We start from the raw sequence: 19,043 nt of genomic DNA, 5'->3' as shown, positions 1-19,043 counted from the left end.
ACGCACATCAGGCGGCGGCGGGGAGCTCGGCGCTCCGCTCGGTGGCGTCGACGTCTCCCGCTTCGCCGGCTCGGGCCGCTCGGCCGCCCAGTACGTAGACGTACACAAGGAAGGCCAGCTCGGCCGCTATGCCGATGGCGATGCGGGCCCAGGTCGGGAGGCCCGAGGGGGTGACGAAACCTTCGATGACGCCGGAGACGAACAGAACCAGGGCCAGGCCTATGGCCATACCGATCGCGGCCCGGCCCTGTTGCGCGAGCGCGGATCGCCGGGTCTGCGGGCCGGGGTCGATGACCGTCCATCCCAGGCGGAGGCCCGTACCGGCTGCGACGAATACTGCGGTCAGTTCGAGCAGGCCGTGCGGGAGGACCAGGCCGAGGAAGGTGTCCAGGCGGCCGGCCGACGACATCAGTCCGATGCCGACCGCGAGATTGAGGACGTTGACGAAGAGGATCCAGATGACCGGGAGGCACAGGAACGCCCCCAGCACCAGGCACATCGCGGCGGCCTGGGCGTTGTTCGTCCAGACCTGAGCTGCGAACGAGGCTGCCGGGTGGCTGGAGTAATACGTCTCGTACTCCCCACCGGGACTGGTCAGGCGACGTAGATCGTCCGGGGCGGCGATGGCCGACTGGACTTCCGGGTGGGTGCCGATCCACCAGCCCATGAGTGCGGCCAGGAGAGTCGAGAGCACGGCCGTGGGTATCCACCAGTGCCTCGAGCGGTAGACCGCGGCGGGGAAGCCGGCCGTCAGAAAGCGGGTGGCGTCGCGCCAGGAGGCCCGGCGGGTTCCCGTCACCGTGGATCGAGCGCGGGCCACGAGCTGGGTGAGGCGTGCGGTGAGCATCGGGTCCGGGGCGCTGGACTGGATCAGTGAGAGATGCGTGGCCGTCCGCTGGTAGAGGGCGACGAGCTCGTCGGCCTCCGTGCCGGTGAGTCGGCGCCCGCGGTGCAGGAGATGGTCCAGGCGGTCCCACTCGGTTCGGTGGGCGGTCACGAATACGTCGAGATCCATGGTCGGCTGCTGCTCCAGGCATGGGTGCGTACGGGTCCGTACTACTGCGGCGCGCTGCGGGTCAGCTTGGCAGACTGAGGTCCCGAGGGGCAGGGAAGGTCGGCGAAGGGTGGGCGGCGATGAGTGAGCTTGTGACCGGGGATGCGGTCGTACTGGGGCTGCGGCCGGCGAAACTGCCGAGCCGCGCGTTGGCTCTGGCGATAGATCTTGTCGTGGTCTGGATCGTGTTCATCCTGGTGTCGATCGGGTTGACCATTGCAACGGTGACGTTGGACGAGGCGGCGAGTGCGGCCATTGCCGTCGCGACCTTTCTGCTGGTGCTCGTGGGCGGACCGATCGCGGTCGAGACGCTCAGCCATGGGCGTTCGCTGGGGAAGCTCGCTTGTGGCCTCCGGGTGGTGCGGGACGACGGAGGGCCGATCCGGTTCCGGCACGCGTTGGTGCGCGGGGCGATGGGGGTCGTCGAGATTCTGATGACGCTCGGGGTCTTCGCCTGCATCGCGTCGCTGGTGTCGGCGCGGGGGCGACGGCTCGGGGACGTCTTCGCGGGGACGCTCGTGGTTCGGGAGCGGGTGTCGGCCGGGCGCGGGATCAGTGTGCCGCCTCCGCCGCCGTGGCTGGTCGGGCGATTCGCCGGGCTGGATCTGTCAGCGGTGCCGGACGAGCTGTGGCTGGCGATACGGCAGTACCTGACGCGGATGCAGCAGCTCGATGCTCAGGTGGGGCTGTCGATGGCGGAGCGGCTGGCTGAAGAGCTGGCGGTGCGTACGGGGGTTCCGGTGCCGCCGGGGGTGCCGGCCGCTGCGTATCTGGCCGGCGTGGTGAACGAGCGGCAGGCGCGGGATGCCCGGCGGGTGTTCGCCGCTGCGCAGGCCGATTCCCTCGGGCAGGGGGGCATGGGCGTGGGTTCGGCGCCGGTGGGAGTGGTGGGGCCCGCAGGGGCGGTCAGCTCGGTCGCCCCTGGAGCCGCTGTTGCCCCTGTAGCGCCTGCTGTCCCTGCGGCTCCTGTTGAACGCGGGGTTTCTGGGGCGGAGGAGCCGGGAGTCCGGAAGCCGGGTACGGGGTTCGCGCCGCCTGCCTAGCGGGAGGAGGGCGGGGTTTCCAGGTCTTCGAGCTCGATGCCGGGGGCCGAGAGGACTACGTCGCCGGCGATGTGGACGGTGTGCTGTTCGCCCGTGTCCAGGGCGTTGACCTGGTATTCGTCCACCATCAGAGGGCCGTTGTCAGTGGCGTGCGCTTCACTGTTCACCAGAGCCCAGGACTGGTCGACGGTACGGGGGGCGAGGACCGGGTCCGTGAAGGCGACGAGACGGATGCGGGTCGCGGGGGAACCGGGGGTGAGGCGCAGCAGGCGTGAGGTCGCGATGAGGAATGCGGGGGATGTGCCGGTGAAGCCGTGGGCGCGGACATTGCCTTCGGTGGCATGAGTGCCGGTCGGGTCGGTGCGGACCCAGGTGACCCCTTCGAGGGCGGCGCCGCGGATCTGCCAGCTCGAGGCGTGCAGTTCGAGGCGGATGGGGCGGCCGAGTTCGTCGAGGGCCAGATCGACGGAGCCGAGGTGGTCGCCGGAGGGGGCGATGGTCTGGGAGACGTAGCGCCAGCCGGAGGGGCCGGGGGCGCAGTGGAAGTGTTCTTCGCCGAGGGGGGTGTGGTCGTGGGGATCGTGGAGCGAATAACGGCCGCGTGGCATGGGGTCCTTCGGGTTCCTCTGGCTGTGCGGGTGCGGTACGGCGCAGGCCCCCGACACGGGGGTGCGGGGGCCTGCGCTCGTATCTGCTGCTGAGATTGCGGCTGTCCCGACCGTCAGCGACCGGTCACCGGCCGGCGGTGAGCTGTGTGGTCGATGACGGGCGGGACCGGTGCCGGATCAGTAGCGGTAGTGGTCGGGCTTGTACGGGCCTTCGACCTCGACACCGATGTACGCGGCCTGCTCGGGGCGGAGCGTCGTGAGCTTCACGCCGAGCGCGGCAAGGTGGAGGCGGGCGACCTTCTCGTCGAGATGCTTGGGCAGCACGTAGACGTCGGTCGGGTACTCCTCGGGCTTGGTGAACAGCTCGATCTGGGCCAGGGTCTGGTCCGCGAACGAGTTGGACATCACGAACGAGGGGTGGCCGGTGGCGTTGCCCAGGTTCAGCAGGCGGCCCTCGGACAGCACGATGATGACCTTGCCGTCGGGGAACGTCCAGGTGTGGACCTGCGGCTTGACCTCGTCCTTGACGATGCCCTCGATCTTGGCGAGGCCGGCCATGTCGATCTCGTTGTCGAAGTGGCCGATGTTCCCGACGATCGCCTGGTGCTTCATCTTGGCCATGTCGGCGGCCATGATGATGTCCTTGTTGCCCGTCGTGGTGACGAAGATGTCGGCCTGGGCGACGACGTCGTCGAGCGTGGCGACCTGGTAGCCGTCCATCGCCGCCTGCAGGGCGCAGATCGGGTCGATCTCGGTGATGATGACGCGGGCGCCCTGGCCACGCAGGGACTCCGCACAGCCCTTGCCCACGTCGCCGTAACCGCAGACGACGGCGGTCTTGCCGCCGATGAGGACGTCGGTGGCGCGGTTGATGCCGTCGATCAGGGAGTGGCGGCAGCCGTACTTGTTGTCGAACTTGGACTTGGTGACGGCGTCATTGACGTTGATCGCCGGGAACAGCAGGGTGCCGTCGCGGTGCATCTCGTACAGACGGTGCACACCGGTCGTGGTCTCTTCGGTGACGCCGCGGATCTCGGACGCCAGCTGCGTCCACTTCTGCGGGGACTCGCCGAGGGTGCGGTTCAGCAGGGTGAGGATGTGGCCGTACTCCTCGCTGTCCGCGGTCGACGGGTCCGGGGCTGCACCGGCCTTCTCGAACTCAACGCCCTTGTGGACGAGGAGGGTGGCGTCACCACCGTCGTCGAGGATCATGTTCGGGCCGCCGGTGGGGGTGTTGGGCCAGGTCAGGGCCTGCTCCGTGCACCACCAGTACTCTTCGAGCGTCTCGCCCTTCCAGGCGAAGACCGGGACGCCGGCGGGGGCGTCCGGGGTGCCGTTCGGACCGACGGCGATGGCCGCGGCGGCGTGGTCCTGGGTGGAGAAGATGTTGCAGGAGGCCCAGCGGACCTCGGCGCCGAGGGCGACCAGGGTCTCGATGAGCACGGCGGTCTGCACGGTCATGTGCAGCGAGCCGGTGATGCGGGCGCCGGCGAGCGGCTGCGCCGCGGCGTACTCCTTGCGGATCGACATCAGGCCGGGCATCTCGTGCTCGGCGAGCGTGATCTCCTTGCGGCCGAACTCCGCGAGGGAGAGGTCGGCGACCTTGAAGTCCTGTCGATTGGCGACCGTCGTCATAACGGGCTGCTCCTCGTAATGGGTGTCGAGGGTGGGTACGGCTGGCTCTGCGGCGGCGGACACAGAAATGCCCGGGCGCTCGCAGCGCAGTCCGTCGGAGGCCCTCTCTCCCTCGCCCGGTCCGCATGCGCGGAGCGGCCGACCGCCATCAGCAGCGACGTCTGACACTGCCATCGAATCTACACCGATCGGGCCGACCGCTCCCAGCCCGCCCGGGGCCGGAAGTGACCGGGAGCGGGCCGGGGCGAGGTACGGGTGGATCAGTGGTCGGGTTGTGTCGGGGCGGCGTCACTGGCATCGGGAGCGCCCGGAGCCGTGGCCGGGTTGGTGCCCGTGGCGGCGGCCGCCTCGTTGAAGATGTCCGGTTCCAGGTAGATGACCCGGGCGATCGGGACGGCTTCGCGGATGCGGGACTCGGCAGCATTGATGGCGTTGGCGACCTCGGTGGCGGTGTCGTCGTGCTGGACCGCGATCTTGGCGGCGACCAGCAGCTCTTCCGGGCCGAGGTGGAGCGTACGCATGTGGATGATGCGGGTGACGGTTTCGCCGTCGACGACCGCGGCCTTGATCTTTTCGACCTGGTCGGTGCCGGCGGCCTCGCCGAGCAGCAGGGACTTCGTCTCTGCGGCGAGGACGATCGCGATGCCGATCAGCAGGATGCCGATGCAGAGCGTGCCGATGCCGTCCCAGACGCCGTTGCCGGTCGCCAGGGTCAGGCCCACACCGAACAGGGCGAGCACCAGACCGACCAGCGCGCCGAGGTCCTCCAGGAGGACGACCGGGAGCTCGGGGGCCTTGGCCCGGCGGACGAACTGGGTCCAGGTGAGCTCGCCGCGGCTCTCGTTGGACTCCTTGATGGCGGTCCGGAAGGAGAAGCCCTCGGCGATGATCGCGAAGACCAGCACGCCGACCGGCCAGTACCAGGCCTCGAGCTCGTGCGGGTGCAGGATCTTCTCGTAGCCCTCGTAGACCGCGAACATGCCACCGACCGAGAACAGGACGATGGAGACGAGGAAGGCGTAGATGTACCGCTCGCGGCCGTAGCCGAAGGGGTGCTGGGGGGTGGCTTCGCGCTGGGACTTCTTGCCGCCGAGCAGCAGCAGCCCCTGGTTGCCCGAGTCGGCGACCGAGTGGACGCTCTCCGCGAGCATCGATGACGAGCCACTGAACAGGAACGCCACGAATTTGGCCACTGCGATCGCGAGGTTGGCGGCGAGTGCCGCCACGATCGCCTTGGTTCCGCCTGACGCACTCATGGGTGCCTGGTGTCCCTTCTTCGGTGCTGCGGCCCTGGCGCCGCGGTACGGCCGGACATTGTTGCAGCCGCTGATGCGGACGGTACGTCAGGCCACCACTGTGGCACGGAACAGAGTCCCGGTACCGGACGCTTCGACCGTTTCGCCCGACGGTACGAAGACCGAGGAGCCGGGGGCGAGATCAAGGGTGCCGACGCGGGGTGCGCCCGCGGTGCAGAGCAGGATCTGCGGGGTGGGCCTGGTCAGGTCGACGGGGGCGGCGCCGGGCGAGAGGTCGTAGCGCGACAGCCGGAACTCGTCGACCGGGGTCTCGTACAGCTCCTCGCCGGAAGGGGACGCCTCAGGGCGCAGGATGCCGGGGTCGGTCGCCTCGAAGCGGACGATGCGCAGCAGTTCGGGGACGTCGATGTGCTTGGGCGTCAGTCCGCAGCGCAGCACGTTGTCCGAGTTGGCCATGATCTCGACGCCGAGGCCGCCGAGGTAGGCGTGCGGGACGCCGGCGCCGAGGAACAGGGCCTCACCGGGCTGGAGTTGTACGTAGTTCAGCAGCATCGCCGCGATGACGCCCGGGTCGCCGGGGAAGTGGTGTGCGATGCGGGCGTACGGGGCGTGGGCGCCGCCGAGGCGTTCGGCGGCGGCGGCCGCGGCGGTCACCGTCTCGGCCATCTCGACGGGGTCCGCGGTGAGGATCGCCGTGAGCACCTCGCGCAGGGCCGCCTCTTCGGGGTGGGCGCCGAGGAGATCGACGTACGGCTTGAGGGAGTCGACGCCGAGTGCCGCCATCGCCTGCGCCGCCTCGGTGGGCCTGCGGAAGCCGCAGAGGCCTTCGAAGGGGGTGAGCGCGCAGATCAGTTCGGGCTTGTGGTTGGCGTCCTTGTACGTGCGGTGGGGCGCGTCGATCGGGACGGACCGGCGCTCCTCGTCCTCGTACCCCTTCTTGGCCTGCTCGAGGTCGGGGTGGACCTGGAGGGAGAGAGGGGCGCCTGCGGCGAGCAGCTTGAGGAGGAAGGGGAGGCGGGGGCCGAACTTCCCGACGGCGGCCGCGCCCAGCTCGCGCTCCGGGTCGGCGGCGATGACGTCGGTGAGGGGCTGCTCGGTGGGGGTTTCCGAGGCGCCGGATATACGGGTGAGGCGGGATGGGGCTCCGGGGTGGGCGCCCATCCACATTTCGGCTTGGGGCTCGCCGGTGGGGGCGACGCCGAGCAGCTCGGGAATGGCGGTGGTGGAGCCCCAGGCGTAAGGGCGCACGGTGTTGGAGAGCCGGTCCATGGAGAGTTCGTCCTCGTGAGATGCGCGGATCGTGCGGTGCGGTGGTCGTGCGGTGGTCGTGCGATGCGGTGGGGCGGTGCTTGGTGCGGTGGTTGTGCCCGGTACGGGTGTGCGGTGCGGTCAGGCGTGGGCTGCCGAGGCCAGTGCCAGGTAGACGGCGGCGAAGTCGGTGACCGCGAGGAGCTCGGCGAGCGCTTCGAGTTCGCTGCCCTCGTCCGGTTCGAGTTCACTGACCGCCGTGTCGTGGCCGAGGGCAAGTTCGCGGGCGGCGGGGGCGGCGCTCAGACCGCCGGCGGGCCGGTCCCGGAGCAGGACGACCCGGGCGTGCAGGGGCTCCGCCTCGTCGACCCGGTCGCGGAAGAAGTCGTCGGGGTCGGCGCCGGCAGCGAAGGTGCCCGCCAGCAGCGCCCCATGGGCGGGGAGGGCCTCGGGGAGCTCGGCGGCGAGGGCCGGGCGGCCCGACAGCTCGGCGAGGACAGCGGCGAACCGGCGCCCGACCGGCCCCGCGGCATCGCCTTCCGTCCACACGAGCGGCAGGCTGTCGGCGAGCTCGGCGGCGAGCGTCTTGGCCGGGTTGCTGTACGTGGCGATGGCCGGGCCGCAGCGTTCCGCGGTGCGGTCCAGGCGGTCGGCGACGCTCTGGAGCGTCTCGGCGGGTGCGGTGATCAGGCCGACCCGGTCGAGCAGTGCGAGGAGTGGCGTGAACAGGGCCCAGAGCGTGCCGGGTCCGGCGGCCGACGTCTCGGCGTCGTACTCGCCGTGCGGGGCGGACGCCATCGGTACGACGAGGCCGTGCGCCCCGTCGACCGCTTCACGCAGCGGGGACTGCCGGGGGGCGACGGCGACGACCGTGCAGCCGCGCCGGTAGGCCTGTTCGGCGAGCAGGGCGAGGCCCGGTTCGGAGCCGTCTGCCGTGACGATCAGCAGCAGGTCGACGGAGCCGGCCCAGCCGGGGAGCGTCCACCGCATGGCGCCCGCGGCAGGTGCGACGCCTGTGGGGTGGATACGGGTGACGGGTGCGGAGGCTCCCGCCAGCGCGCCGATCAGATCGGCGACGCCGGATGCGGCGGTGCCGGAGCCTGCGACCAGGACCGCCCGTGGGCGGCCCTCCGGGGCCAGCTCGGTGATCCCGGCCTCCGCCGCGTGCCGGGCGGCGGTACGGACGCGCGCCCCGGCCTCGGCGGCGCCGCGGAGCAGACCGCGGCGGTCGGCTCGGGCCAGGGCTTCCGGGGCGTCGAGCAACGACTCGTCGAGCATGGGGACGGGCCTCCGATCACGTGCTGATCACCGTGCGGGCTGCGGGCTGCGGTTGTACGGGGGTGGGGGCGCCCCGGCCCGGTGGGCGGCGGCGCTCCCGTGCCTCGCGCTACGCGGGGCGGCGGGCCTCGTCGACCAGGAGTACGGGGATGCCGTCCCGTACCGGGTAGGCCAGGCCGCAGTCCGTGCCGGTGCAGACCAGCTCGGGGCTGTCGGCTGCCGACCGGTCGTCGAGCGGGGAGTGGCAGGCCGGGCAGGCGAGGATCTCCAGGAGGCCGGCTTCGAGCGGCATGGGGTGAGTCCCTTCAAGCATTCGAACAGGGGGTTCGGGTTCGCGCGGATCGGGCGACGTCAGCCTACCGCCGGGGTGGCGGGGGCGCGGCCCGGCCGGGGGTGGGGCGGTCGCCCTGCGGGTGCGGGTGGGGGCGCCTGCGGCGGGCTGTTACCCCACCCGCCCGTTCCCGGAACCGGGGCTCGGCCCCGGAACCCCGGTCCTCGAGCGCCGGACGGGCTGGAAGGATGCCCTCGAACGCCGGGTGCCCGGCGCGCCGCGAGGGGCCCGTCGGGCGCTCTCTCAGGTGGCCTCACACATCGAGGTCGTTCGACGCCGCCTGGCTGCGGACCATGGTCAGGACTTCTTCGCGTACCGCCGCCATCGTCTCTTCGTCGCGTGCCTCCACGTTCAGGCGCAGCAGCGGTTCCGTGTTGGAGGCGCGGAGGTTGAACCACCAGTCCGGTGCCGTGACCGTCAGGCCGTCCAGTTCGTCGAGCGTGATGTGGTCGCGGGTCTCGAAAGCGGCGCGCACCGCCGCTGTGCGGCCCGGCTGGTCCTCGACCGTGGAGTTGATCTCGCCGGAGCCGGTGTAGCGGTCGTACTGTGCGACCAGTTCCGACAGCGCGCCCGGCTGGCCGCCGAGGGCGGCCAGGACGTGGAGGGCGGCGAGCATGCCCGTATCGGCGTTCCAGAAGTCGCGGAAGTAGTAGTGCGCGGAGTGTTCGCCGCCGAAGATCGCGCCGTGTGCGGCCATCTCCGCCTTGATGAAGGAGTGGCCGACGCGGGTACGGACCGGGGTGCCGCCGTGTTCGCGGACGACCTCGGGGACCGACCAGGACGTGATCAGGTTGTGGATGACGGTGCCCTTGCCGCCGTTGCGGGTGAGTTCGCGAGCCGCGACCAGGGCGGTGATGGCGGACGGGGAGACGCCCGCGCCGCGTTCGTCGACGACGAAGCAGCGGTCCGCGTCGCCGTCGAAGGCGAGGCCCAGGTCGGCGCCCTCGGCCAGGACTCGGGCCTGGAGGTCGACGAGGTTCTTCGGGTCGAGGGGGTTGGCCTCGTGGTTGGGGAACGTGCCGTCGAGCTCGAAGTACATGGGGACGACGTCGAGCGGCAGCCCTTCGAGGACGGTGGGGACGGTGTGGCCGCCCATGCCGTTGCCCGCATCGACCACGACCTTCAGCGGTCGGATGGCCGTCAGGTCGACCAGGGACCGCAGGTGGGCCGCGTAGTCGGTGAGGGTGTCGCGCTCGGTGACGGTGCCGGGGGTGGCGACCGGCTGCGGTACGCCCTGCTCGGCCCACTTCTCGATCAGGGCGCGGATCTCGGAGAGCCCGGTGTCCTGGCCGACCGGCGCGGCGCCGGCCCGGCACAGCTTGATGCCGTTGTACTGCGCCGGGTTGTGCGAGGCCGTGAACATCGCACCGGGCAGGCCGAGGCTGCCGGAGGCGAAGTACAACTGGTCGGTCGAGCAGAGACCGATGAGGGTGACGTCCGCACCGCGCGCCGCCGCGCCGCGTGCGAAAGCCGCGGAGAGGCCGGGCGACGAAGGCCGCATGTCGTGGCCGATCACGATCGCTTCGGCGTCCGTCACCTCGACGAACGCCGCCCCGAACTGCTCGGCCAGCGATTCGTCCCACTGGTCGGGCACGACTCCGCGCACGTCGTACGCCTTGACGATCTGCGACAGATCAGCAGCCACGGGCCGGTCCTCCTGAGGTTTCTGCGGACCGCCCAAACTACCCGGCGGCCGTCCGGGCAGACCTTGGGGTCTTGTGGCTGAGCAGTGGCGCAGTGGCGCGGCTGTGCGCGGTTGCCCGGCTGGGTCCACGGTGACCGGGGCGGCCGGTCACTGCTCGGTCGTCAATCGGCGGGCGGGTCCGGTCCGGTGCTCAAGGCAGCATCCAGCCCAGCACCGTCGTGCTCTGCGCCAGCACGATCAGGCACATCACCAGCAGCAGTCCCAGGCTCCACGGCAGCACCTTGCGCAGCAGGTCCCCCTCGCGCCCGGCCAGACCGACCGCCGCACACGCGATCGTCAGGTTCTGCGGGGAGATCATCTTGCCGAGCACCCCGCCGGAGCTGTTCGCCGCGGCGAGCAGCTCCGGCGAGAGACCCGATTCGCGTGCCGCCGAGACCTGGAGTGCGCCGAAGAGTGCGTTCGCGGAGGTGTCGGAGCCGGAGACCGCGACGCCGAACCAGCCGAGCACCGGCGAGAGAAAGGCCAGCCCGGCGCCCGCCGCGGCCACGAACTGGCCGATCGTGGCAGCCTGCCCGGAGAGGTTCATGACGTACGCGAGTGCCAGTACGGAAGTCACGGTGAGGATCGCGTACCGCAGTTCGTACACCGTGCCCGCCCACTCGCGCGCCGCGTCCCGGGGTCGTACGCCGAGTGCGACGGCGGCGACCAGGCCGGCCAGCAGGACGAGGGTGCCGCCCGTGGCGATGACCGGGAGCGTGAAGAGGTTGGCGCCGACCGGCTTGCCCGCCGGGTTCGCGACGTCGAGAAAGGGCCAGTCGAAGACCCTGGTCGCCTCGGCCAGCAGCTCCTTCACCGGCGGGATCTGGGCGACGGAGAAGACGGCGACGATGAGGGCGTACGGGACGTAGGCGCGCAGCACTTCGCGGTGCGGGTCCTCGTGATCGAGGTCCCCGCTCCGTACGCCCGTCAGGACTGCCGCACGCACCGGTTCCTCGGCCGGCCTGCGTGCCCCGGGGACGGCCATCAGCGCTGCCGCGCCCACGAGCGCGGCAGCGATGTCCGCGAGTTGGGCGGAGACGTAGTTGGAGGCGGCGAACTGGGCACCGGCGAAGGCGATTCCGCAGACGAGTGCGGGCAGCCAGGTCTCGCGCAGCCCGCGCCTTCCATCCACCAGGAAGACCAGGATCAGGGGTACGAGGAGGGCCAGCAGCGGGGTCTGACGACCCACGACGGAGGCCACGTCGTCCAGCGGCAGCCCGGTGATCTGGGCGAGCGTCACCACCGGGGTGCCCATGGCGCCGAATGCGACCGGTGCGGTGTTGGCCACCAGCGAGACGACGGCCGCCTTCACCGGGTCGAAGCCGAGCGCCACCAGCATCACGGAGGAGATCGCGACGGGCGCGCCGAATCCGGCGAGGGCTTCGAGGAGCGCGCCGAAGCAGAAGGCGATGACCAGCGCCTGGATGCGAGGGTCGTCCGAGAGCCGGCCGAAGGAGCGGCGGAGGATGTCGAAGTGCTGGGTGCGCACGGTCATCCGGTACACCCAGAGGGCGTTGACGACGATCCACATGATGGGGAAGAGGCCGAAGAGCACGCCCTGGGTACCTGCGGAGAGGGTCTGCCCGAGAGGCATGCCGTACGCGAGCGAGCTGACGGCGATCGCGACGACGAGGCCGATGAGTCCGGCGCGGTGTGCCCGCATCCGGACCGCCCCGAGCAGCACCAGCACGGTGACCAGGGGAAGCGTCGCGACCAGAGCGGACAGGGCGAGCGAATCGGCTACGGGCTCGAGTTGCTGGACAAACACACAGACCTCCCCGGATTCCGTGATGCGGAAAACGATTTCTCACGGGTGAGGGAATAGTCGTGTCCACGACAAGTCCTGGTCAATGCTCCGTACGCGAAAAGTTGTAACGGGAAATCATGGGCGGAGGACGCCGAGCAGCACGCCGTGGTCAGGAATCCGGCGAGCGCAGCACCCGAAGGTGGCCGCGGCGGGCGACCTCCATCGGGTCCGCCGCGCGCGGGCCGCCGCCTCTGGCTTCGGCCGCACGTTCGTGCGGACGCGCGGCTTCCCGTACGGCGTTGGCGAGCGCTTCGAGGTCGTCACCGCTGGGGCGGGTGGGCGCGGAGGGGTCGGAGAGCCGCACCACTTCCCAGCCGCGCGGCGCGGTCAGCCGCTCACCGTGCTCAGCACAGAGGTCGTAGCAGTGGGGCTCGGCATAGGTGGCGAGCGGGCCGAGGACCGCAGTCGAGTCGGCATAGACGTACGTCAGTGTCGCGACGGCAGGGCGGCCGCACGCGGTGCGCGAACAGCGACGTACAGGGCTCACGATGTTGGACGGTACCGCACTCTTGAGCGGGCTGCGACGACTCTCCCTCAGGTCACCCCACCGTGTCGCACTGTGACCTCCGGCACAACCGCCTTTCGGGCAACTACCCTGACCTGCACCGGAAGAGAGAAGCGCAGGTCGCAACGGCAACGATTCCGGTTATCACTCGATACAAAAGCTGTCATTAGGTATGAGATCAGCGATCGCGGACAGGGCCTGAAACGGGCTCAACGATGGCCGGAATGTTCAACAGTGGACATGCCGCTGCCCTGCCGGTGAGCGGCGATCCCACTGCCCCGCCGGGAGTTACGCTGCGTCGGTGATGGACAGTCCTGTACCGCCGCCCCACCCGTCCGAGCCGCGATCCGAACCGCGTCCGCGCCGTCGCGACCGCCACGGCCGCGGCATGCGCGGCCCCGTGGCTCCGCCCCAGGTGCCGCTCTCGGTCAGCAGGGCGGAGACCTTCCGTGATCTCGTGCAGGATTCGGTGGAACGGCTGGAGCGGCGCTGGCCGCAGCTGGCCGATGTCGACTTCATGGTCCTCGATGTACCGGGGACGCACGAGGAGACCGTGCCGCTGGGGCGTGCGGTGTCCGCGGCGAAGGACCGGCCCGCGCAGATCGTCGTCTACCGGCGCCCCGTCGAGATCCGGACCAAGAGCCGCGACGAGCGTGCGCTGCTGGTGCACGAGGTCGTGGTGGAGCAGGTCGCGGAGCTGCTCGGGCTGTCGCCGGAGTCGGTGGATCCGCGGTACGGGCAGGACTAGCGGTACGGGCAGGACCAGCGGTGCCCGACGGATCAGGCGCGGCCCCGGCCATGGATCCGCCGGGGCACTCCCCGGGGGTGTGAGTGCGGTACGGGGCGGCGCTGTGTTCGGCGCCGCCCCGTACCGATTGCTCAGTCGTCCAGGACCGAGAGGTCCTGCTCTGCCGCCGGCACCTCGACCGTTCCGCCGTCGTCGGGCAGCGTCTGCACCGTGAACATCGGGATGCCGTCCTCCGGGAGAGTGAGCGTGCGGGCGGCGTGCACCGGGCCGCCCGACTCCGTCTCGACGGTCAGCGCGTAGCTTCCCTTCAGCCCGGCCGGCACCTGCGGGGTGACCGCGAGCGTCGTACCGCCCTTCACCGTGTACGTCTTGACGGTCCGTTCGCCGCCTCCGCTGCCGGCGGACGCCGTGACCTTCACCGTGCCGGTGGCGCCCGGCGCGGTGAGGGAGAGGATCGACCCCTTCGCCCGGTTGCCGGCCACCGTGGCCTGCGCGCCCACCGGTCCGGTCGCCGGGATGTACGCGACCTCCTGCTTGTCACCGGTGCCGCGGACCACACGCAGCGCGGCCACCACCGGGGTGGCCTGTCCGCTCTGTGCCGGGGTCAGCAGCAGGGAACCCGCTTCACCCCTGGTGATGTCCTTCAGGTCGACGCCCGCGGTCATGTTGGACTTGACGTGGAGATCCTCGTGCCCGGCGGGCGAGATCGCGCCGGTCTTGCCCAGCAGTTTCAGCTTCAGGTCGGCATCCTCCTCGCCCGGAGCGAAGGCCACCAGCCGTACGGAGGTGGCGTCCGCCGGGATGCCGGGGAGGACCAGAGTGCCCGTCGGGTCGACGGAGGCGGTGAGCCAGTCGCTGCCCGCACCGTCCGCCGCCCTGACGACGGCTCCGACGCGTCCGGTACGGGTGGTGACGTGGATCGTCACATCGTCGGCGACCTCGCTGGTCAGGGTGGAGATCAGGACCGGAACGCTGGATCTGGCGGGGACCGTGATGCCCTCGCCCACATCGGACTTGAGCGAGCCGTCCGGCCCGTACAGCTCGATGTCGGCGACGGCGGCGGTGTCGTCCGGGTTGGTGAGATGGACGTAGTCCTCGCTGGACTTCGCGGTACTGGCGGCCGGGAACCAGAAGTCCGTGTCGGGTCCGGTGCAGCTGACCCCGAGCAGGCCGCGGGAGGCGCCCGTGCTGACCGTGGTGGTCTGCTGGGTGGTCCAGCCGGGGGCCAGCTTGCCGGTGGCGGTGCCGACCAGGGCGGGGGCGTCGGAGCCGGACGCGTCGGCGGTGGCCGGCTTGCCGGGCTCCTTGAGGGAGACGACCGGCTTGTCGGAGTCCGCGGCCTTCTTCTTCGTGTCCTTCTTGGCGGTGGTCCCGTCGCCCGCGTCCGCCGTGGTGGGCACCGACGGCTTCAGTTCCGCGGTGCCCGCCTCGCCGCCGGCACCGGACGCCGGGGTGAAGGTCGTGTACGTCGTCTCCGCGAGCTCCGAGAGGCCGGGTGCCGGGCAGAGCAGGCTGGACCGCTCCACGGGCAGCCGCGCGGCGGCCTTCGCCCCCGTGGCGTCCGCGTCACCGGGCGCGGAGAGCGCGGCGAAGCCGGTGACGGCGGCGAGGGCTACGGTGCCCGCGATGAGGGACAGGTTGGTCGACTTCACTCGGACTCGCCTCGCGATGCGTTACCGGTCGGCCACGGGTTCTGGGCCGGGGCGGGGTTCTCGTCGGGGTGCTGCGGGTCGTACGGGGCCTGTCGGCTGTACGGGGCCTGCGGGTCGTACGGGCCCTGCTCGTACTGGCCGTACTGACCCTGGTCGTACTGGCCGCCCTGGTTCTGGTCGTACTGGCCCTGGTCGTACTGCTGCTGCGGGTAGCCGTACGGGTCGTACGCCTGCGCCGTGCCCTGCTGGTACGGATCGGCCTCGGGCTGCTGCTGCTCGCCCTGGTACTGCGCGTAGTCGCCGCCCTGGTACTGCTGCGCGTCCCACTCGCCGTACTGGTGCTGCTGCGGTACGGACGCGTACTGGCCGTCCTCGCCCTGCGGCGCGTACCGGCCGTCGGCCTGCGGGTCGTACGGATCCTGGGCCTGGTGCACGTGGCCGTAGGCGTCGTCCGCTTCCGGCTGCTGGGCGTACGGGTCGGTCGCCTGCTGTGCGGGGATGTATTCCCCCGCCGCTTCCGCCGGCCGCTCCACGCCGTCGCCGTAGTCATCGCCCTCGTAGTCGCCGTCCTCGGCCGCCACCTCCGCCTGCGCGGCCGCGCGCAGCCTGCGGGCCCGGCGTCCCTCGCCCGCGACCGGCTCGGCCGGAACCGTCGCGGACTCCTCGGGCAGGTCGTCGTCGATCTCCCGGCGGCGGCCCGGCAGGGCCAGGACCAGCAGGACCACGCCGAGCGCGGCCTGGGCCCAGATCCATGCGGTGTGGGTGAGCGGCGTCTCGTACGTGAGGTCCAGCCTGCCGCCCTCGGCGGGGAGCTCGAAGCCCTGCGCCCAGCCGTCGACGGTCCTGCCGGTCAGCGCCCGGCCATTGAGCGTGGCGTGCCAGCCGGGGTCCGCCGCGTCCGCGATCCGCAGCACCCGGCCGGAGCCGCCCGCCGGGATCTTGGAGTGTGCCTCGACGGGCTGGGAACCGACGGGCAGTTGTTCGCCGTCGGCACCGGACGGAACGATCATGATCCGGGCGATCTGGCGGTCGACGCGCCACAGCGCGCTGCCGTCCAGCTGGCTCAGCCGGCTCAGCCCCGGGGTCGCGTCGAGGACCCGGCTCATCTCGCGCGGTGCGCCGTCCCGTACGAGTACGTAACGGATCGCGAACCCACTGAGCTGACTGCCCTGGTCGGCGCCGGAGCCCGCGACCAGGTTGGCGACGACCTTGTCGAGGTGGCTGTTGCCGCCGCCCGACACGGCCAGCTCGGCGTCGCCCAGCCGCGCGCCGGAGCCGCGGACCAGGGTGTACGAGACGGAGGCCGGCGAACTTCCGCCGAGCACCAGGGTGCGCGGCTGGTCACGGGTACTGCTCTCCTCCGCGACGAACGCGGGCACCTGCACCGGGTCCCGGCGCTCCAGCGGACCCGCGGCGCCGCCGATCATCCAGCCGACGGCGGCCAGCGCGGGGGCCAGCACCGCGGCGACGGCGATCAGCGCGGCGACGGGCTGGCGCCAGCCGAAGCTCAGCTCCGCGACGCGCACCCGTGCGCCGTCCGCACCGACGAGCGCGGCAGCGATCAGCGCGATGCCGTAGACGAGGGTGGCGGGTCCGGCCCAGCCGGAGCCGTTGGTGAGTCCGGCGAAGACCAGGGCGACGAGCGCGACGGCCCAGGCGGCACGGACCGCGAACTGCCGCTCCCCGCGCAGCAGCGCGGCCAGTGCCGCGAGCACGATGCCGAGCAGCAGCACGCCACCCGTGGCATTCGGGCCACCGGGGCTGATCCCGAGCAGATCGAGTGCGGAGGCCGAGCCCGTACCGAACTCCAGGCCCGCTTCCTTCAGGAACGACGAGGGGTCGCCCAGCAGCGACAGCGACCACGGTGCGAGGACGAGGAGCGGGGTGCCGATCGTGGCGAGGAAGCGGAGTCCGTACGCGGCGACGTCGTGACGGCGCAGCGCGAGGACACCGATACCGAGGACCACGGCCAGCGGCCAGACGACGGGCGTGAAGGCCATCGCAAGGGTGAGGAGCAGGGTGTACGCCCAGGTGGCGCGCCAGCTGCCGCGGGTGTCCCCGTTGCTGCGCATCCCGTACGCGGAGACGGCGGTGCGGGCGATGAGCGGCAGCAGGATCGCCAGTACGGCGGTGCCGAGGCGGCCGGTCGCGAGGGCGCCGGTCGCGGCAGGCAGGAAGGCGTACGCGATGCTCGCCCAGGCCCGCAGCAGCCGCGATTCGAGCAGCGGGCGGGAGACGAAGTACGCGGTGAGTCCGGCGAGCGGGACCGAGCAGACCAGCAGCAGAGTGAGCGCGAAGCCGGTCGAGCCGAGGAACAGCGCGGACAGGGCGGAGATCACGGCGAGGTAGGGCGGTGCGGTCTGGGTGCCGCCGGTGCCGACCGGGTGCCAGCCGTCCGCGTACCGCCCCCACAGGTCGGAGACGTCCGCGGGCGCGGGCAGCAGCGCGCCGCCCGCCAGTGCCCCGCCGCCGAGGAGGCCGCGGCAGGCGACGAGCGAGACGAGGAGCAGGACGGCGAAGAGCACCGGGCCGGGCCTGCGGCCGATCCGCTTGAGCCGTGCGAACTGCTCGATCTCCAGGAAGTCGGCGTCGTCACCGCCCGGTCCGGACTCGACGGCGCCGTGCCGTGAGCCGCCCGAGTCGGCGTCGGACCCGCTGCCGAAGTTTCCGGCGACCTGTTCGAAGGTGGCGCGGACGGTCGCGCCGGGCGGCGGGAACAGCCCCCGCAGTTCGGCCGCGTCCACCACTCCCTTGCCGCGTCTGCGCCGGGCCGCGAAGATCCTGCCGGGTCGCAGCAGGGTGCCGAAGAGTCCGGCGACCTCGTCGAGTGCCTGGCCGGGGACCTTGCCGACGAGATAGGCGAGGGTACGCACCAGGGTGCCGAGGACGAGCCTGAGCAGCACCCACGGCAGCATCTTGCCGCGGGCGTTGACGAGCATCGCGTAGACGGCACCGGCCTTGTCGACGCGGTGCGGGGAGGCGACGAAGCGTCCCGCGCAGTCGATGGGCCGGCGTTCCCTGGCGGAGGCCTCGGCATGCCGCAGGATGGCATCGGGGGCGACGAGCACCCGGTGCCCGGCGGCGTGCGCGCGCCAGCAGAGGTCGACGTCGTCACGCATCAGCGGGAGTCTGCGGTCGAACCCGCCGAGCTCCTCCCAGAGGTCACGGCGGATCAGCATGCCGGCGGAGGAAACGGACAGCACGGTACGGACCTGGTCGTGCTGACCCTGGTCCTGTTCGCGCCGGTCGAGTCCGGTCCAGCGGCGCCCGCTGTTGGCGATGGAGACGCCGACTTCGAGGAGCTGCTTGCGGTCGTACCAGCCGCGGAGCTTGGGGCCGACGATCGCGGCGTGCGGGTCGGTGTCGACGACGCGGAGCAGCTCGGCGAGCGCATCGGGCTCGGGTGCACAGTCGTCGTGGAGCAGCCACAGCCACTGCACCGGTTCGCCGTGCGGCAGATCGGGCAGGTCGTACGCGTCGTCGCGCCAGCTTCTGGTGACCGGGTCCCAGCCGCTGGGGCGCTTCAGATACGGCAGGTCGTCGGGGGTGAGTTCACCGGCCGTGCGGACCGCCTCGTCGACGGCCGTGCCGAAGCTCGTACGGCGTGCGAGGTGCAGGACGCGCTCGGCACCGAGCGCGTCGGTGACCAGCCGCGCGGAGTCGTCGGCGCTGCCGGTGTCGGCGGCGACGACGTGCTGTACGGGGCGTTCCTGCCCGAGCAGCCCGGCGAGCACGTCGGGCAGCCAGCGTGCGCCGTCATGGGAGACGAGCACGGCGGTGACGACATGCCGGGGGAACTCTGGGGCGGCGGCGGCCGCGTACGGCGCCGTCGATTGGCTGTGCACGGACATCGAGGTACGGGCCCTCCGGCCGGGTCCGGGGGGTGTCCCCCCGGGGGCTGCATCGGTGTACACGCGCGCTCCGTCGGGGCGTTGGCGCGTCTCGGACGGAGCCCCACACTAACGGTACGGATAACCGGGGTGGCGCGGAGCGGTTGAACGAGGACGGCGGCGGACCGGCCGTGCGACCGGTCCGCGGACATGGCGATGGCCCGCCGCCTGCGGGCAGGGTGCAGGCGACGGGCCATGGCGGTCGGGGCCGCGGCGTTGTGCGCAGCGGTGTGGAGGGCGTGGTCCGGAGCGTGGTCGGTGGCGCTGCGGTGGCCGGGAGGCTCCGGCGGATCCGGTCCGGCGG

General features: G+C 71.6%; 14 protein-coding genes. 2 read left to right on the top strand and 12 right to left on the bottom strand.

Annotated elements, in window-relative coordinates:
* Positions 1-7 precede the first annotated feature (7 nt).
* Positions 8-1,015 carry a stage II sporulation protein M gene (locus OHA88_RS28040; RefSeq protein ID WP_326629820.1) on the bottom strand — a complete coding sequence of 336 codons (1,008 nt, stop codon included), beginning with the start codon at positions 1,013-1,015 and terminating at the stop codon, positions 8-10.
* 119 nt (positions 1,016-1,134) lie between these two features.
* On the opposite strand from OHA88_RS28040, the gene OHA88_RS28035 reads away from it, so the two are divergent.
* Positions 1,135-2,097, top strand: coding sequence for an RDD family protein (locus OHA88_RS28035; RefSeq protein ID WP_328627533.1), 963 nt, complete (start codon positions 1,135-1,137; stop codon positions 2,095-2,097).
* Here the strand turns inward: OHA88_RS28035 and OHA88_RS28030 are convergent.
* The 9 genes from OHA88_RS28030 to OHA88_RS27990 all read right to left on the bottom strand — a co-directional run bounded on the left by OHA88_RS28030 (position 2,094) and on the right by OHA88_RS27990 (position 12,431).
* Positions 2,094-2,705, bottom strand: a complete 612-nt coding sequence (locus OHA88_RS28030; RefSeq protein ID WP_328627532.1) for a hypothetical protein — start codon at positions 2,703-2,705, stop codon at positions 2,094-2,096. The two genes, OHA88_RS28035 and OHA88_RS28030, sit on opposite strands and share 4 nt — an antisense overlap.
* Before the next feature lie 177 nt (positions 2,706-2,882).
* Positions 2,883-4,340: an adenosylhomocysteinase gene (ahcY, locus tag OHA88_RS28025; protein WP_030927023.1), complete on the bottom strand. Its 1,458-nt coding sequence runs from the start codon at positions 4,338-4,340 to the stop codon at positions 2,883-2,885.
* Positions 4,341-4,600: 260 nt separating this feature from the next.
* A complete protein-coding gene (locus OHA88_RS28020) occupies positions 4,601-5,596 on the bottom strand; it encodes a cation diffusion facilitator family transporter (protein ID WP_328627531.1) in 996 nt (331 codons plus the stop codon).
* An 87-nt stretch (positions 5,597-5,683) separates the two neighbouring features.
* Positions 5,684-6,865, bottom strand: a complete 1,182-nt coding sequence (gene manA / locus OHA88_RS28015) for a mannose-6-phosphate isomerase, class I (RefSeq protein WP_326629813.1) — start codon at positions 6,863-6,865, stop codon at positions 5,684-5,686.
* Positions 6,866-6,985: 120 nt separating this feature from the next.
* Positions 6,986-8,122, bottom strand: coding sequence for an SIS domain-containing protein (locus OHA88_RS28010; protein ID WP_328627530.1), 1,137 nt, complete (start codon positions 8,120-8,122; stop codon positions 6,986-6,988).
* A 109-nt stretch (positions 8,123-8,231) separates the two neighbouring features.
* Entirely contained in the window at positions 8,232-8,414 is a 183-nt protein-coding gene (locus OHA88_RS28005) for a Trm112 family protein (protein WP_030927015.1), read from the bottom strand.
* A gap of 292 nt (positions 8,415-8,706) precedes the next feature.
* Positions 8,707-10,098 (bottom strand): phosphomannomutase/phosphoglucomutase, encoded by a 1,392-nt coding sequence (locus tag OHA88_RS28000; protein WP_328627529.1) that lies wholly within the window; start codon positions 10,096-10,098, stop codon positions 8,707-8,709.
* 190 nt (positions 10,099-10,288) lie between these two features.
* Positions 10,289-11,905, bottom strand: a complete 1,617-nt coding sequence (locus tag OHA88_RS27995; RefSeq protein WP_328627528.1) for an L-lactate permease — start codon at positions 11,903-11,905, stop codon at positions 10,289-10,291.
* A gap of 148 nt (positions 11,906-12,053) precedes the next feature.
* A complete protein-coding gene (locus OHA88_RS27990; RefSeq protein WP_030927009.1) occupies positions 12,054-12,431 on the bottom strand; it encodes a DUF3499 domain-containing protein in 378 nt (125 codons plus the stop codon).
* 322 nt (positions 12,432-12,753) lie between these two features.
* Here OHA88_RS27990 and OHA88_RS27985 point away from each other — a divergent pair, with 322 nt between their 5' ends.
* Positions 12,754-13,197, top strand: a complete 444-nt coding sequence (locus OHA88_RS27985; RefSeq protein ID WP_267004850.1) for a metallopeptidase family protein — start codon at positions 12,754-12,756, stop codon at positions 13,195-13,197.
* Positions 13,198-13,328: 131 nt separating this feature from the next.
* On the opposite strand, the gene OHA88_RS27980 is transcribed toward OHA88_RS27985, so the two are convergent.
* Positions 13,329-14,849 carry a DUF5719 family protein gene (locus OHA88_RS27980; RefSeq protein WP_328627527.1) on the bottom strand — a complete coding sequence of 507 codons (1,521 nt, stop codon included), beginning with the start codon at positions 14,847-14,849 and terminating at the stop codon, positions 13,329-13,331.
* On the bottom strand, positions 14,846-18,700 hold the full coding sequence (locus OHA88_RS27975; protein ID WP_328627526.1) for a glycosyltransferase: 3,855 nt from the start codon (positions 18,698-18,700) through the stop codon (positions 14,846-14,848). Before OHA88_RS27975 ends, OHA88_RS27980 begins: the two co-directional genes overlap by 4 nt.
* Between the last annotated feature and the right edge of the window lie 343 nt (positions 18,701-19,043).

The sequence above is a fragment of the Streptomyces sp. NBC_00353 genome, assembly GCF_036108815.1.
Lineage (GTDB): Bacteria > Actinomycetota > Actinomycetes > Streptomycetales > Streptomycetaceae > Streptomyces.
This window is presented reverse-complemented; position numbering and strand designations above follow the sequence as displayed.

What these genes read in the sequence shown, in the direction of transcription:
- OHA88_RS28040 (WP_326629820.1), bottom strand. Translation starts at nt 1,015, where the DNA reads ATGGATCTCGACGTATTCGTGACCGCCCACCGAACCGAGTGGGACCGC.
- OHA88_RS28035 (WP_328627533.1), top strand. Translation starts at nt 1,135, where the DNA reads ATGAGTGAGCTTGTGACCGGGGATGCGGTCGTACTGGGGCTGCGGCCG.
- OHA88_RS28030 (WP_328627532.1), bottom strand. Translation starts at nt 2,705, where the DNA reads ATGCCACGCGGCCGTTATTCGCTCCACGATCCCCACGACCACACCCCC.
- ahcY (WP_030927023.1), bottom strand. Translation starts at nt 4,340, where the DNA reads ATGACGACGGTCGCCAATCGACAGGACTTCAAGGTCGCCGACCTCTCC.
- OHA88_RS28020 (WP_328627531.1), bottom strand. Translation starts at nt 5,596, where the DNA reads ATGAGTGCGTCAGGCGGAACCAAGGCGATCGTGGCGGCACTCGCCGCC.
- manA (WP_326629813.1), bottom strand. Translation starts at nt 6,865, where the DNA reads ATGGACCGGCTCTCCAACACCGTGCGCCCTTACGCCTGGGGCTCCACC.
- OHA88_RS28010 (WP_328627530.1), bottom strand. Translation starts at nt 8,122, where the DNA reads ATGCTCGACGAGTCGTTGCTCGACGCCCCGGAAGCCCTGGCCCGAGCC.
- OHA88_RS28005 (WP_030927015.1), bottom strand. Translation starts at nt 8,414, where the DNA reads ATGCCGCTCGAAGCCGGCCTCCTGGAGATCCTCGCCTGCCCGGCCTGC.
- OHA88_RS27985 (WP_267004850.1), top strand. Translation starts at nt 12,754, where the DNA reads ATGGACAGTCCTGTACCGCCGCCCCACCCGTCCGAGCCGCGATCCGAA.
- OHA88_RS27975 (WP_328627526.1), bottom strand. Translation starts at nt 18,700, where the DNA reads ATGTCCGTGCACAGCCAATCGACGGCGCCGTACGCGGCCGCCGCCGCC.